Here is a 14,215-nt window from a genome sequence, read left to right on the forward strand (position 1 = left end):
TTTATCCTCGCGACTTATGTGCATCCCAACGTTCGCTGAGTGCTGTTAATGCCTTATTCGCCTGTTGCCAACGCGGTGATGCCATCAACGCCTGACGGTCAAACTGCCCAGAATGATACAAGCATGCCAGTTGGTCTGCTTTGACTGGCGACAGGTTATCCAACACACTTACCGCGCCCTGACGGTTATTACACACCAAAATCATATCGCAGCCTGCATCCAAAGAGGCTTGCCCACGCTCGGCATAACTGCCCATGATGGCTGCCCCTTCCATCGACAAGTCATCAGAGAAAATGATGCCATCGAACCCTAACTCTTGGCGCAATATGGTTTGCAGCCAGTAAGACGAACCACTGGCTGGACGCGCATCAGCTTCAGTATAAATCACATGAGCAGGCATAATGGCATCCAGTAATCGCCGCGCAATCAGTTCGCGAAATATAACCATATCATGAGTGCGGATTTCTGCCAGTGGTCGATTATCCCGAGGCGTCTCTTTATGTGAATCTGCCGTCACCGCCCCATGCCCGGGGAAGTGCTTACCGGTGGTTTTCATACCCGCGCTGTGCATCCCACGAATAAAACACTCTGCCATTTTCAATGCTTGTTGCGGGTCACTGTGGAATGAACGCTCGCCGATAGCCGCGCTGACATGACCAATATCCAGTACTGGCGCAAAGCTAATATCGATATCCATTGATATCATTTCGGCCGCCATCAGCCAGCCCACATCTTGTGCTAACTGCGCCGCAGTAGCTGCATCATTGATCGCCGCAAACGACTGAGCCGCAGGTAAGCGGGTAAAACCATCACGGAAACGCTGTACGCGCCCCCCTTCCTGATCAACCGCCACCACTAAGCGCTCATGGGATGCCGCCCTTATCTGGCGGACTAACTCGCGTAGTTGCGCGGCATCATGAAAATTACGGCTGAATAAAATCAGGCCGCCCACCAGCGGGTGCTTTAAAATCTCACGTTCTTCTGCATCCAGCTCATAGCTGGCAACGTCTAACATTACTGGACCCACGACAACCTCACATAATTCCCCTTCGTTCTTGAAGCTGCAGGGGTGTTAGCGGCGCTAGCTCACTCGAATCACTTACCAGTGTAAGCTCATCGGGACTCATTCGCTTGCTGCCTACCAGCAACACCAAGCTCTTTGGGGAAGCGTTAGAAATAAAATCAAAATGATAAATTAAATCGCTGGCGCAACGGGGCTGCCCATTGCAAAAACTCGCTGTCGCCAGTCTGCTGCCAGCGCACCTCGAACCACATCAACATCAGGTAATCAACCCACGGCACCCAGCGCTGTATCTGGCGGGATAGACGGTCAATATCAGGGTAACCCTGCTCATTCAGGCAATAGTGCTGTAAAAAAGCCTGTTGCTGAGGCGCTGACCAACCATTGCCACGAAATAGCGCGGCAATATCAAGCGCAATATCGCCATCAGCCGCATATTCCCAGTCAATCAATTTCAGCCCGGAGGGTGTCGCCAAAAGATTTCCGGGGTGAATATCCATATGCAGGGGTGCCAGTTTCACCGGTTGCGGCGGTGATCTGCGCTGAAAATGCTGATGCAACCGTAACCAGCTTGGTGAAAGGCGTTTGGTATCAATCTGCCCGGCATAACGGATGAGCTGAGCACGTAAATCGAGGCGATAACCGCTGGCGGGTAGATGATGCAAGCGGGTCAATAGCTGTGCCAGCTGACCATTATTCGATAATTCAATGAATTGTGCGTGAGTGACAACGTCACCTTCGAGCCAGTTGACCAGCAGCCAGTGTTGATCTGCGGCGATAATAGTGGGTGCCAAATGATGGCCAGCCACATGTCGCAACAACTTGCGCTCCCGCCGCCGGTCCACTCCCAGTTGGGTTTGCTGAACCGATTGTTCACGCGCCAGCCAGTTAATATTTGCAGTCGTGTTTGACGGGTAAGAAATACGCCAACTTTCACCAGTCAGGCCAGATACCGGGCTAATATGCCAATCTGCCTTGATAAAATCGGCTGCATGAATAAAACCGTCGGGGGTAATATCCACCGACGGTTTTATCCTTTCAATAAGCGCATACAGAGAAGGATCAGCGCTTAACTGGGCCATTACCTGACCAGATAATTTCGCCGGTTTGTGCCTGCATCAGCTGCATTTCAATGGTGGGTGACTTCACATCACCACTCACATCACTGTAGAGCACATATTGGGCACTGACATAGCGAGCCAGACCAATGGCTTTACTGCGTGAGCCAAGGCTATCTTCCTCTGATAACCCCAATGTTTGCTTGGCAACCGCCAATTGCTGTGGCGAGATCAACACAAACTTTTTGTTTGATGACAGCACTTGGTGCAGTGCCGAGGTGGCTTTCGCCGTTGGTAACCTGCCATTAGTATTATTTTTGACGCTATCAAGTAGCAATATACTGCCGTTTGCCACATCTTTGCTGTTGACCATTTGTGCGACCAAAGGCTCGACACTGGCAGCCCAATCAATAGATTGCTCCATCTTTGGTGGCGGCGGCACGTTGTCTACCGGTGGTGGAGTTTCAGGAACCGGTGGCGTGACAGGTTCGATGGTCACGGGTGGTGTGGTTGGCTCAACAGGTGGCTGAGTGATACACCCCGTCAGCACAAGTGCCGCCAGAGCGACAGATAAATACCTTTTCATTGTCCCACTCCAATAGCGCGATGATAAGAACCGAGCTGTTATAAAAATACAGAGTTATAAAAATACAGAGTTATAAGAATAAATAAAGACGCGCACTACGCGCATTAAAATTATTATTAACTGATTGAATATCCACATCATCATTTGGCGCAATAACGATAAATCGTGGTGCTTCCAGTGGCGGTACATCCAAGCCCTGCGCATCATACCAATAAAAGCGGTAGTTTATTTTTATCGGTTTACTCTGGCTATTGGTAATCACCGAGCGCGCGACATTATTCCCAGATGATGTTGAAATTGCAGGTTGAGAAGCCAAAATACCCGCCGTCAGCACAGACGAATCCATTACCACGGTTTGCTGCTTATTCACCGCAATCCCTTTCGGGCTGCTGCACCCCAGCAATGTCGCAATACACACAAGTGCCATCATCGGCAATAAAAACGCCTTCACAGGGCGCATAGGCTTACCTCAGTTATAGTCCTGCCATACTTCAAGCTATTTATGTGACAGCAACGAACCCAACTCACGGCCACCGACCAGATGCATGTGAATATGGTAAACCACCTGCCCGGCATGACGATTGCAGTTGATGATCAGACGATAGCCATCTTCAGCAATGCCTTCCTGCTCTGCAAGTTTAGCAGCCACAGTGATCATTCGACCCAATGTTGCTTCATGTTCTGCTGTGACGTCATTCACAGTTGGAATAAGAATGTTAGGAATGATTAAGATATGAGTTGGTGCCTGCGGGGCGATATCACGAAATGCGGTCACCAGTTCATCTTGGTAGACCACGTCGGCAGGGATTTCACGGCGGATAATTTTGCTGAAAATCGTTTCTTCGGCCATTACGCATTTCCTTGAAAGTGATAAAAATGGGGAATGCGTAGTATGAGCGACAATTTCTATTGATTTCAACCTCAATCATTGAGCGCGGGCATAAGCCGATGCTTTTTCAAACAAAGCCTGCTCTGGACGAATGCCGGTATACAGCACAAATTGCTCAACCGCCTGAATAGCAAAGACTTCAGCGCCAGTAATAACGATTTTTCCTTGTGCTTTGGCGTAGCTTATCAACGGGGTCATCGCCGGCAGTGCCACCACATCAAAAACCACCTCGGCATGTTCAACCTCGGTTTCAGTAAAAGCCATGCTATCGGCCTCTTTCCCCCCCGACATCCCCACCGGGGTGGCATTGATTAATACATCGGCTTCAACACCCTGCATATCAGGCTGATAGGTGTAACCGGACTGTTCGGCTAATTTTTTACCGGTTTTTTCGTTCGTCGCAATAATAAACCCCTGCTTAAAACCGGCATTTTTTAGTGCAAAAGCCACGGCTTTCGCCATCCCACCACTGCCACGCAATGCAAAGACTTTATCTGTAGGTACCTGATAACTCTCCAGCAATTTCGCGATGGCGATATAGTCGGTGTTGTACGCTGTCAGATAACCATTAGTATTCACTAAGGTATTAACCGAATTAATTGCTGCGGCAGAGGCATCCAACTCATTTACCATTGGGATAACCGCCTCTTTAAACGGCATTGAAATTGCACAACCGCGGAATCCCAATGCCCGCACGCCACCAATTGCCGCGGCCAGATCCGTGGTGGTAAAGGCTTTATACAGGTAATCGAGATCCAGAGCATCGTACAAAAAATTATGAAAACGAGTGCCAAAGTTGCTGGGTCTGGCGGCCAGAGAAATACACACTTGGGTATCTTTGTTTAAGTAACGGGTCATCTTCTTTCCTCAAAATAATCATAGCGTTCAGTCTGCCGTCTTTTCCGATAAAAAGTGCTGAGACACAAACGCTTGCTGTAGTGAAAATTATCGGCTAAAAAGATGAGATATAAAACTGCTGAGTTTGACTCAATAAGGTTCCTCTTTTATGACCAGCCGACGCCTTGAACAGCAATACTTACGTTTATTGAATCAGGTTGGGGTGCAACCGGTTGAGATTACACTGCAAGAACTTGCGGATAAACTCAGCTGCACCAAGCGCCATATGCGGACATTACTGGTTCAGATGCAACAGGCTGGCTGGTTGAGATGGCAAGCAGAGGCAGGTCGTGGCCGCCGGTCATATTTGCAACTATTGCGGAACACTCATCAGCTTTTAATTGAAAAAGCGGAACAGTTATTAGATTCCGGTGGTTTTAATGAAGCCATTGCCCTATTGGGCGAAGATAAACAGCTCATTACCCCCTTGTTGCGAGCTAAACTGGGGTATCGGATACGCGATGACTATCAAGCTCTGCGCATCCCCTACTACCGCACCATGACAAATCTATACCCCGGCACAGCACTACGCCGCTCTGAGCTGCACTTAGTCCGACAAATTTTTAATGGCCTGACCCGAGTAAATGCGGAGAACGGTGAAGTCACCACCGATTTAGCTCACAAATGGCGAATGCTCGACCCATTGCACTGGCGCTTTTATTTACGCCCGGCGGTGCAATTTCATGATGGTCGAGAATTGTCCAGCCGCGATGTCGTCAGTTCATTAACCCGCAGTGCAACTTTGCCGCTGTTTTCACATTTTCAAAAAATTAGTTCGCACGGGCCACTCAGTGTGGTTATTGAACTCAACCAACCGGACCCGCGCCTTCCCCTATTACTCGCCCATCACAGCGCATTGATTCTGCCGGAAAATCATGCCATCCAGCCAGAGTTTGCCTCTCATCCTGTGGGAACGGGGCCTTATCGAGTGGCTGAAAATGATAACTGGCACTTGCAGATGAAATCTTTTGACCACTATTTTGGTTTTCGGGGCTTGCTAGATGAGGTTGAGGTACTTATCTTCCCGGATTTGGCGCGCCCGTCCTCTGACACATCTGCCGTGCTATCAGAACAGTTGAGTATGGCGAATATACAAAGTGCTACCTGGCTCAGTTCCAGCATCAGTGATATTGATTATGTTTCTGGGAAAGTTGCCAGCCTGACCGGTAAGCCATCAGACTCAACACCAGAGATGTTTCTGGAACGCGGTGGGTATTTTTTGCTGTGCGACAGCCGCTCACCGCACTGGCACGATATTAAACAGCGCCGCTGGTTGCGAAAAACGCTCAATCCTTATCATCTTATCCAACGGCTAATTGAATCCATTCGCCCCTTCTGGGTACCCGCCAGCAGCGTCCTACCCACATGGTTTCATGGCATTGATGCCGGAGAAGAGTGCTCTCCTTTTTCAAGTGATATCGCGACAGAATCAGAAGATATGCCGGTATTAACACTGGCTTATCATGCCCAGCATCCAGAATACCCAATGTTGGTGACTGAAATGACTCATATTCTCGCTGCTCAGGGCATTAAGTTGGCTATGATCGAGTTGGATTACACCTCTTGGGCCAAGGGTGAAGCCAAAGCTGATTTGTGGCTGGGCACAGTGAACTTTGCCGTTCCTGAAGAGTGGAATGTTGGCGCATGGCTATTGGACTCCCAGTTGCTGCGTCAATCCATCACTGGCGGTGATGATGCTGATTTACAGAGCTATCTGCATGATTGGCGCAACCAATCCCTGGGTAGCGAACAATTGATCCGAGAGATCATCGCCAATGGCTGGTTGCAGCCATTATTCCATCACTGGATGCGCCTAAAAGCCCCCGAACAAACCCAAGGTGCGCACTTAAATAATTTAGGTTGGTTTGATTTCCAGACCACCTGGCTAGAACCGGAATAAAATAAATAAAATCTATTCAATACGAATATTAATTACACAGAAGATAACGTGTGATTTTTATATAAATATTTAATTTGTATTTCCATGCAACAGTACAGAGAAACTCTAACGAATATAATTAACCCCATCATTTAATGATGTTATATACCTATAACCATTGAACCAATAAAAATTAAAAGTTATTTCTTGACAGCGGGATTCATTAAATGATATTTCTTTTTCAAGGAAAGTCAAAGGACAAAAAAACCACATTCAGTCATAATATTAAATTTGTATAGTTAATTTATTTTCATAATTTAAAAATAAAGCCGGGTGTGAAAATACTTTCCTTAATGAACATGCCAAGAGGGGATTTCTTGACATTCATAATCAATGGAGGAATAAACTATGTCTCGCTTGAAAAAAGAAATCTGAAAAAAGAAATCATTGAAACTAAAATCGTCATTGATGTCAGTGACACTAAAAAAAACCGACCTCAGCATTTGGCTGAAGATGTTATTGAACAGATCGCTGGCGGTGCTGGCTGGATAAAAGTGTTTGGAAACTGGTCAAGAAGTTTTTAATCATCCAGTAGGGCCGCCATTGGTGGCCCTTTTGTATACTCATCCACTGTCCAGTATGAAAAGAATCGCTGGAAGCGAGGGTAGAGTTATGCTTAATTTATTAATTGAAAAGAAGATTAGACACCTTGAAATAATATTAAAAGTCAGCGAGCGCTGTAATATAAATTGTGATTACTGTTATGTGTTTAATAAAGGAAATTCAGCAGCTGACGATAGTCCCGCTAGGATCTCAAATAAAAACATTCACCAATTAGTCTATTTTTTTACAGCGTGCTTGTCAGGAATATCAAATTGATACAATACAAATTTACTTTCATGGTGGGGAACCGCTACTAATGAAAAAAGAAAGTTTCACGAATATGTGTATTCAATTGATTTCAGGGAACTACTGTGGTTCGCAGCTCAGACTTGCCTTACAAACCAATGCCACATTAATTGACAATGAATGGATAGCAATATTTGAGAAATATTCCGTAAACGTAAGTATCTCTATTGATGGCCCTAAGCATATTAATGACAGGCATCGGCTGGATACCAAAGGGCGCTGCACATATGAAGGTACCGTTCGTGGCTTGCGTATACTTCAACATGCCTATAAACAAGGGCAACTCCCCTCAGATCCCGGTATTTTATGTGTCGCGAATGCTCAAGCAAACGGTGCTGAAATCTATCGACATTTTGTTGATGAGTTAGGCGTCTATAGTTTTGATTTTCTGATACCCGATGACTCCTATAAAGATGCTCATACTGATGCCATCGGTATAGGGCGCTTTCTCAACGAAGCGCTGGATGAGTGGATAAAAGACAATAATGCCAAAATTTTTGTCCGACTCTTTCAAACACATATCGCCAGCCTACTGGGGCAAAAAAATTCAGGCGTCTTAGGACACACTCCCAATGTTACCGGTATCTACGCCCTGACCGTCAGTTCCGATGGATTTGTCCGGGTAGATGATACCTTGCGATCAACATCAGACAGAATGTTTAATCCCATTGGCCATCTTTCTGAGGTCAATCTATCTAATGTCTTTGCTAGCCCGCAGTTTCAGGAATATTCATCAATCGGACAATCATTACCCACTGAATGCGAAGGCTGTATTTGGGAAAATATTTGTGCCGGTGGGCGCATCGTAAATCGTTTTTCCACCAAAGATCGCTTCAAACGCAAGTCCATTTATTGTTATTCAATGAGAACATTCCTTAGCCGTTCATCTGCCCACTTACTTAATATGGGCATCAAAGAAGAACGCATCATGGCAGCAATTCAAGCATGATTTCTGAAATATACGGCGAGGGAGCGCCGGTAAAATTGCTCAATAAAACTGCGATTTTCAGACAGGAAGCGCTAGAGCACAGAGCACATCATTGGCTGGGTAGCCCACAAGTTATTACTCCAGTTAGTGCTTCTGTTTGGGCCATGTTGGCACTGGTACTTATTGCCAGCTTGATAGCATTCTTGGGGCTGGGGACTTATACCCAAAAAGCCCGCCTCGCCGGATCTGTTGTTCATCACCCTGCGGTGGCACGGATAATCGCCCCACGCGATGGGATTATTATCAGTAGCCTGGCTGAAGAAGGGAAAATCGTTCGTGCTGGCGAAGTGATTTATATCGTCAATATGGAAACCCAGACAGAGTTTGGCGCAACAAACCATGAAATAACCACAGCACTAAAATCACAGAAAACGGCTATTGAACAAGAGATAAAACTCAAATCAGCGGCAGCAGACACTGAACGAAACTACCTTATTCAGAGGTTAAAAAATAAAGACGCCGAGCAGCAAAAAATGGATCATTTGATTGCCAAAGCGACACAACAAACCTCATGGTTACGTGAAAAATCACAATATTTCAAAGAGTTGGTTAGGCAAGGGATAGCCCTTGAGACGGAGCATATGGCACGCCAGTCCGAATATTATAGCGCCTCTGTTCGACTCGAAGCCTACAAGCGGGAAAAGGTAAAACTGCAAGGAGAAACCATTGGGATTAAAGCACAGTTAGCGGCTATACATAGCGAAGTTGAAGTTTCACTGGAAATGCTACGCCGACAGCCGACAAACGGCACGGTTGGATCAAGATTTAATCTCGACCGAAGAACAACGAGAATTGCATATCACGTCTCCGATTGATGGCACCTTAACCGGCATTACAGGATTAGCTGGCAACACAATTCGAGCGACTCAAGAATTAGTTAGTATTGTGCCAACCTCCGGGCAAACCGAGGTGGAAATTTTTGCCACTGCGGATGCCATCGGCGAATTACGTGAAGGCCAAGCGGTGAGGCTGCGGTTTGACGCCTACCCCTATCAGTGGTTCGGTCAATATGAGGGGATTCAATGGAATTCCGGGCTTTTTAGCCATTTAATCCGCTTGCCCGTTTCCTACTTTGAAAAACGCCATATTGGCGATGTCAGGTCGCGTTTTAACTCGCTGTCAGTAGTGCAAGATGCTTTTACCGCCGATATGGTTGCATCACTGTTGGATATTGTGGTGGTTATCGGGCTATTTTTTCTGATGTGGGCCTATGATGGTTACCTCGCGGCAGTCGCCGTGCTGATATTGCTGACCTATGCAGCCATCAAATTCTTTCTTTTCAGTGCCTACCGTTCTGCCAATTTGGAGGCAATTGCTCACGAAGCAAAACAACAATCACATTTCCTCGAAACCGTGCGCGGCATTGACTACGTGAAAATTTTCAATTTAGCTGAGCGCCGCCGATCCGATTGGATCAATCTCGTTATCAATGAGGCTAATGCAAAAATCTACCTGTTTAAAATAGATCTGGCGACACAGACGGTAGGCTTACTTTTAATCGGGCTGTCTTCGGCAATAATATTGTGGCTAGGGGCAAAGCTGATTGATAGCGCGACGCTCACTACCGGCATGCTATTTGCCTTCTTAATTTACTCAGACATGTACGTCACTCGCACCATTCGGGTGGTTGATTCGATTATCCGGCTCCGCTTGATTGATATGCACAGTGAGCGCCTTTCAGAAGTGGCACTTGCCACACCTGAACTGGCTAGCGGTGAGGTCGATTTAGTTACCCCTAACTCCCTTGCCGGCACCATTGAAGTTAAAGATCTAAGCTACCGTTATGGTGATGGCGAACCTGCCGTATTTGAACATGTGAGTCTGTCTATCAAAGCCGGTGAAAGCATTGCCATCGTTGGGCCATCCGGCTGCGGCAAATCAACCCTCCTAAAATGCATGGGCGGTTTAGTCCCGCAAAAGTGCGGTTCTATTTTATTCGACGGCGTCGATGCCCACCGGTTAGGTCTTGATGCCTATCGCAAGCATATCGCCTACGTGTTGCAAGAGGATAAACTCTTTGCCGGCTCTTTACTCGATAACATCAGCTCGTTTGATACTCATCCTGACAGTGAATGGGCGCTGGAATGTGCACGCCTTGCTTCAATTCATACTGAGATTGATGCCATGCCGATGAAATATGAAACCATGGTCGGCGATATGGGCAGCGCCCTATCAGGTGGGCAGCGCCAACGAGTTTCTCTGGCCCGCGCTTTATACAAACGCCCGCGAATATTATTTCTCGACGAAGCAACCAGTGACCTGGATATCGACAACGAAGCCCGAATTAATGACGCGATACGCGCATTGAAGATTACCCGAATTTTTGTTGCCCACCGCCCAACAATGATTGCCATGGCGGATCGAGTATTTGATCTCAGCAAAAATGCTGAAATGGAAAAGGAAAAGGAAGGCCCTTATGTACTTTTTACCCAATAAACACACTGCAGCAATAATATTCTCCCTCTTATCTTCTGTCTCCTCACCAACAGCGATCGGTGCCATCATGCCAGAAAAAGTTATGCATATGCCGTTTGTGTGGGATGACACGGCAACACCCATAGTGAGAATTGAAATCAATGGGATATGGGAAAATTTCATGATCGATACCGAGGCATTAATTGCTCTGCACTTATTTAGCGATGTTATGGCGCGACTTCCGGGATTAATATCTGAACCAGGAAAACATCGCACAACAGACCTGACAGGCAAAGTATTTCTTAACGAGAAGTTCTCCATCCCAAAACTTTTGATCAATGGCATGGAATTTAAGAATGTAGAAGGGATATCAGTGAACACTCCTCAGGGTATGGTGTTCAGCCCTGATAGCATTCCCCCTCATTCAATGATGATCGGGCTAAATTTATTCAAAGGTAAGGCGGTACTGATTAATTACCAAAAAAAACGTGTGTCTGTCGCGGATAATACTCAAGCATTGGGTATTAATATGGCTGATGGATGGATATCACTGCCGCTGCGGTTGACACCAGAAGGTGTCGAAATCAAAGTCGTAAAAAATTATAAAGAATACAATATGCTTTTGGATACCGGCGCAACAGTGTCCGTATTTTTTAAAGAACGGCTTAAATCTCCTTTTGTTAACCTGTCCTGTCAGACAGTCATGAAAGAGATGGATCATGAAGGCTGCGAAGCATCAGATTTTCAGCTTAACGAAATCGGTGCAACAGAGATTGGTTTTAATGTCGTACTGCTAGACGGAGCGTTCAACCAGATGGATACCGATGGATTAATTGGCAATAACTTCCTCAACGAATTTGCCTTAGTAATTGATTTCCCAGGACAAAAAATCCACATCAAAAAATTTAAAACTACGTAAGTAATCCTTTCAAAGTAATAAGCTATGGGCTCTACAAAGCCTTTCTGAACACAAAAAAAGGGAGGCTTTCGCCTCCCCTTTGCACTCCCCACACCTGAATTAATGGTTACGAATGTACTCGTCCATATCTGTTTTCAGGTTATCAGATTTCGTCCCGAAGATAGCCTGAACACCTGAGCCTGCGACGACAACGCCCGCAGCACCCAATTTCTTCAGACCAGCTTGGTCAACCTTGGACACATCAGCCACGCTGACACGCAGACGTGTGATACATGCATCCAGGTTAGTGATGTTTTCTTTACCACCAAATGCTGCTACCAGTGCTGCTGACATTTCAGTGCCACCCTGTACAGTTTGCTCTGTCGTCGTGTCTTCACGACCCGGTGTTTTCAAATTCAGTTTGGCGATCAGTACACGGAAGATGGTGTAGTAGACCAGACCGTAGCAAATACCCACCAGAGGGAACAACCAAATACGGCTGCTGTTGCCACTCAGTACGACGAAGTCAATCAGACCGTGGGAGAAGCTGGTACCGTCACGCATCCCAAGCAGGATACAGATTGGGAAGGCCAGACCTGCCAGAATTGCATGGATAACATACAAAATTGGCGCCACGAACATGAAGGAGAATTCGATTGGTTCGGTGATACCAGTCAGGAATGAGGTCAGTGCTGCGGAGATCATGATCCCGCCCACTTTTGCCCGGTTTTCCGGCTTAGCAGAATGCCAAATAGCGATTGCTGCTGCTGGCAGACCGTACATTTTAAACAGGAAGCCACCAGACAGTTTACCCGCAGTTGGGTCACCCGCCATGTAACGAGGAATGTCACCGTGGAATACCTGACCCGCTGCGTTGGTGTATTCACCAATTTGCATTTGGAATGGTACGTTCCAGATATGGTGCAGACCGAATGGCACCAGCGCACGTTCTACTACACCGTAGATACCAAAGGCGACTACGGAGTTTTGATAGGCTGCCCACTGGGAGAAAGTCTGGATAGCAGTACCCACTGGCGGCCACACGAAGGACAGAATCACGCCAACGAAGATCGCTGTGAAACCAGAGATAATCGGCACAAAACGTTTACCGGCGAAAAAGCCCAGATATTCAGGTAACTGAATACGGTAGAAACGGTTAAACATGTAGGCCGCTATTGCACCTGCAATGATACCGCCTAACACCCCGGTATCAGCTAAATGCTTGGCAGCAATTTCTTCTGCCGGCAAATGCAAGACCAGTGGTGCGACCACCGCCATGGTTTTCACCATGATGCCGTAAGCCACAACGGCCGCCAACGCGGAGACACCGTCGTTATTGGTAAAGCCAAGTGCAACGCCAATAGCAAAAATCAATGCCATGTTAGCAAAAACGGAACCGCCCGCTTCTGCCATTACGTGAGAGACTACCGTTGGTAGCCAGCTAAAATTCGCGGAACCGACACCCAGCAGAATACCTGCGATGGGTAACACGGATACCGGTAGCATTAGCGATTTACCGACCTTTTGCAGGTTTGCAAATGCGTTCTTAAACATAGTTGAGTGAGCTCCTGAGTAATAGTGCTTTTACTGCTTTTTCTCGCGTTTATTGGCATTACAAAGGGGGGAGTAAGCCTTTGCGAATCAGGGTGTCTAAAGCACCCCTTTAATTTTTACGAAGAGTAAAATAAATAGCCTGCTTAATGTTTGATGGCAGTCACGTTTCTTTCAAGAAAGCGCTTAATTTGCTTCAAATCGCGCATTTTTTGTAAAAAAACGTCAATGAGAGCTGCCCTCACCCACTAAATCGGGTGAGAACATTACTCGTTTCGACGATTAATTACGAGCTTAAAAAAAAGTATTATTAAGGAAGCTGGGACGTTCCACTGGTCAATCGCGCAGAGTCCAGATGAAATAACCGGCAGAAGTTGTCGGTAGTGGCTTGGGCTAAGGATTCAAGGCTGATCCCCTTCAGTACCGCCATATATTCAGCAACATCACGCACATAGGCTGGTTGGTTCTCTTTACCCCGATGCGGAACCGGTGCCAAATAAGGTGAATCGGTTTCGACCAGCAGCCGATCAAGTGGCACGTAGCGCGCGACATCACGAAGCTGTTCTGCGTTACGGAAAGTCAGAATACCGGAGAAAGAGATGTAAAAACCGAGATCCAATAGCGTGGCGGCAGTTGCTTTATCTTCTGTAAAACAATGTAAAACCCCACCACACTCTTGCGCCAGTTCTTCATGCAAGATTGCCAGCGTGTCTTCACGAGCATCACGAGTATGTACAATCACCGGTTTATTTAATTTACGGCCAATACGGATATGCTCACGGAAAGAGGCTTGTTGCAGTGGAATATTGTCTTGCTGATAGAAGTAATCCAGCCCGGTTTCCCCCATTGCCACCACGTTATCTGCCGCCGCAAGTTTTGCCAACTGCTCAAAATCATAGCCACCCTCCAGATTGAGTGGATGAACGCCACATGAAAACGCCACATTTTCTCGCTCCCCGATAAGGGAAGTCATGGCTGAAAAGCCCGGTAATGTAGTGGCAACCGCCAGAACGAATCCGACATCACGCGCCTTCGCTTTAGCTAATACATCATCAACATTGCGGTGCAACGTCTGGTAATCAAGGCTATCAAGATGACAATGAGAATCTACTAACAACATAATT

13 protein-coding genes and 1 pseudogene are annotated in these 14,215 nt (G+C 46.7%); 6 read left to right on the top strand and 8 right to left on the bottom strand.

From position 1 onward, the window contains the following. Position 1: 1 nt before the first annotated feature. The 6 genes from nagZ to FGL26_RS06880 all read right to left on the bottom strand — a co-directional run bounded on the left by nagZ (position 2) and on the right by FGL26_RS06880 (position 4,412). Entirely contained in the window at positions 2-1,027 is a 1,026-nt protein-coding gene (nagZ, locus tag FGL26_RS06855) for a beta-N-acetylhexosaminidase (RefSeq protein ID WP_005170676.1), read from the bottom strand. A 155-nt stretch (positions 1,028-1,182) separates the two neighbouring features. Continuing rightward, positions 1,183-2,103: a thiamine kinase gene (thiK, locus tag FGL26_RS06860; RefSeq protein ID WP_080099614.1), complete on the bottom strand. Its 921-nt coding sequence runs from the start codon at positions 2,101-2,103 to the stop codon at positions 1,183-1,185. Then, entirely contained in the window at positions 2,084-2,665 is a 582-nt protein-coding gene (gene lpoB / locus FGL26_RS06865; RefSeq protein ID WP_005170681.1) for a penicillin-binding protein activator LpoB, read from the bottom strand. The genes thiK and lpoB overlap by 20 nt, the downstream gene beginning before the upstream one ends. A gap of 70 nt (positions 2,666-2,735) precedes the next feature. Continuing rightward, on the bottom strand, positions 2,736-3,125 hold the full coding sequence (locus FGL26_RS06870) for a YcfL family putative periplasmic lipoprotein (protein ID WP_005170685.1): 390 nt from the start codon (positions 3,123-3,125) through the stop codon (positions 2,736-2,738). Positions 3,126-3,161: 36 nt separating this feature from the next. Beyond that, a complete protein-coding gene (gene hinT / locus FGL26_RS06875) occupies positions 3,162-3,515 on the bottom strand; it encodes a purine nucleoside phosphoramidase (RefSeq protein WP_004873877.1) in 354 nt (117 codons plus the stop codon). Between the two features lie 75 nt (positions 3,516-3,590). Next, positions 3,591-4,412 carry a shikimate 5-dehydrogenase gene (locus tag FGL26_RS06880; RefSeq protein ID WP_032912745.1) on the bottom strand — a complete coding sequence of 274 codons (822 nt, stop codon included), beginning with the start codon at positions 4,410-4,412 and terminating at the stop codon, positions 3,591-3,593. A 148-nt stretch (positions 4,413-4,560) separates the two neighbouring features. Here FGL26_RS06880 and FGL26_RS06885 point away from each other — a divergent pair, with 148 nt between their 5' ends. The 6 genes and pseudogenes from FGL26_RS06885 to FGL26_RS06910 all read left to right on the top strand — a co-directional run bounded on the left by FGL26_RS06885 (position 4,561) and on the right by FGL26_RS06910 (position 11,561). Continuing rightward, positions 4,561-6,351, top strand: a complete 1,791-nt coding sequence (locus FGL26_RS06885; RefSeq protein ID WP_032908510.1) for an SgrR family transcriptional regulator — start codon at positions 4,561-4,563, stop codon at positions 6,349-6,351. A 314-nt stretch (positions 6,352-6,665) separates the two neighbouring features. Further along, positions 6,666-6,914 carry a XyeA family cyclophane-containing RiPP triceptide gene (gene xyeA / locus FGL26_RS06890; protein WP_229696563.1) on the top strand — a complete coding sequence of 83 codons (249 nt, stop codon included), beginning with the start codon at positions 6,666-6,668 and terminating at the stop codon, positions 6,912-6,914. Between the two features lie 88 nt (positions 6,915-7,002). Beyond that, positions 7,003-8,188, top strand: a pseudogene (gene xyeB, locus FGL26_RS06895) (cyclophane-forming radical SAM/SPASM peptide maturase XyeB). Continuing rightward, positions 8,185-9,042 carry an HlyD family secretion protein gene (locus FGL26_RS06900; RefSeq protein ID WP_005170698.1) on the top strand — a complete coding sequence of 286 codons (858 nt, stop codon included), beginning with the start codon at positions 8,185-8,187 and terminating at the stop codon, positions 9,040-9,042. The pseudogene xyeB and the gene FGL26_RS06900 overlap by 4 nt, the downstream one beginning before the upstream one ends. Continuing rightward, a complete protein-coding gene (locus FGL26_RS06905; protein ID WP_227746664.1) occupies positions 8,981-10,663 on the top strand; it encodes a peptidase domain-containing ABC transporter in 1,683 nt (560 codons plus the stop codon). The genes FGL26_RS06900 and FGL26_RS06905 overlap by 62 nt, the downstream gene beginning before the upstream one ends. Then, positions 10,644-11,561 carry a pepsin/retropepsin-like aspartic protease family protein gene (locus FGL26_RS06910; protein ID WP_032908512.1) on the top strand — a complete coding sequence of 306 codons (918 nt, stop codon included), beginning with the start codon at positions 10,644-10,646 and terminating at the stop codon, positions 11,559-11,561. The genes FGL26_RS06905 and FGL26_RS06910 overlap by 20 nt, the downstream gene beginning before the upstream one ends. Before the next feature lie 99 nt (positions 11,562-11,660). Here the strand turns inward: FGL26_RS06910 and ptsG are convergent, their stop codons facing one another. Next, entirely contained in the window at positions 11,661-13,094 is a 1,434-nt protein-coding gene (ptsG, locus tag FGL26_RS06915) for a PTS glucose transporter subunit IIBC (RefSeq protein ID WP_005157966.1), read from the bottom strand. A 307-nt stretch (positions 13,095-13,401) separates the two neighbouring features. Then, positions 13,402-14,211, bottom strand: a complete 810-nt coding sequence (locus FGL26_RS06920; RefSeq protein WP_005170705.1) for a metal-dependent hydrolase — start codon at positions 14,209-14,211, stop codon at positions 13,402-13,404. Between the last annotated feature and the right edge of the window lie 4 nt (positions 14,212-14,215).

Origin of the sequence: Yersinia enterocolitica subsp. enterocolitica (assembly GCF_901472495.1) — a bacterium.
Taxonomy (GTDB): Bacteria; Pseudomonadota; Gammaproteobacteria; order Enterobacterales; family Enterobacteriaceae; genus Yersinia; species Yersinia enterocolitica.

What these genes read in the sequence shown, in the direction of transcription:
- lpoB (WP_005170681.1), bottom strand. Translation starts at nt 2,665, where the DNA reads ATGAAAAGGTATTTATCTGTCGCTCTGGCGGCACTTGTGCTGACGGGG.
- FGL26_RS06880 (WP_032912745.1), bottom strand. Translation starts at nt 4,412, where the DNA reads ATGACCCGTTACTTAAACAAAGATACCCAAGTGTGTATTTCTCTGGCC.
- FGL26_RS06885 (WP_032908510.1), top strand. Translation starts at nt 4,561, where the DNA reads ATGACCAGCCGACGCCTTGAACAGCAATACTTACGTTTATTGAATCAG.
- FGL26_RS06910 (WP_032908512.1), top strand. Translation starts at nt 10,644, where the DNA reads ATGTACTTTTTACCCAATAAACACACTGCAGCAATAATATTCTCCCTC.
- FGL26_RS06870 (WP_005170685.1), bottom strand. Translation starts at nt 3,125, where the DNA reads ATGCGCCCTGTGAAGGCGTTTTTATTGCCGATGATGGCACTTGTGTGT.
- FGL26_RS06900 (WP_005170698.1), top strand. Translation starts at nt 8,185, where the DNA reads ATGATTTCTGAAATATACGGCGAGGGAGCGCCGGTAAAATTGCTCAAT.
- FGL26_RS06920 (WP_005170705.1), bottom strand. Translation starts at nt 14,211, where the DNA reads ATGTTGTTAGTAGATTCTCATTGTCATCTTGATAGCCTTGATTACCAG.
- ptsG (WP_005157966.1), bottom strand. Translation starts at nt 13,094, where the DNA reads ATGTTTAAGAACGCATTTGCAAACCTGCAAAAGGTCGGTAAATCGCTA.
- thiK (WP_080099614.1), bottom strand. Translation starts at nt 2,103, where the DNA reads ATGGCCCAGTTAAGCGCTGATCCTTCTCTGTATGCGCTTATTGAAAGG.
- hinT (WP_004873877.1), bottom strand. Translation starts at nt 3,515, where the DNA reads ATGGCCGAAGAAACGATTTTCAGCAAAATTATCCGCCGTGAAATCCCT.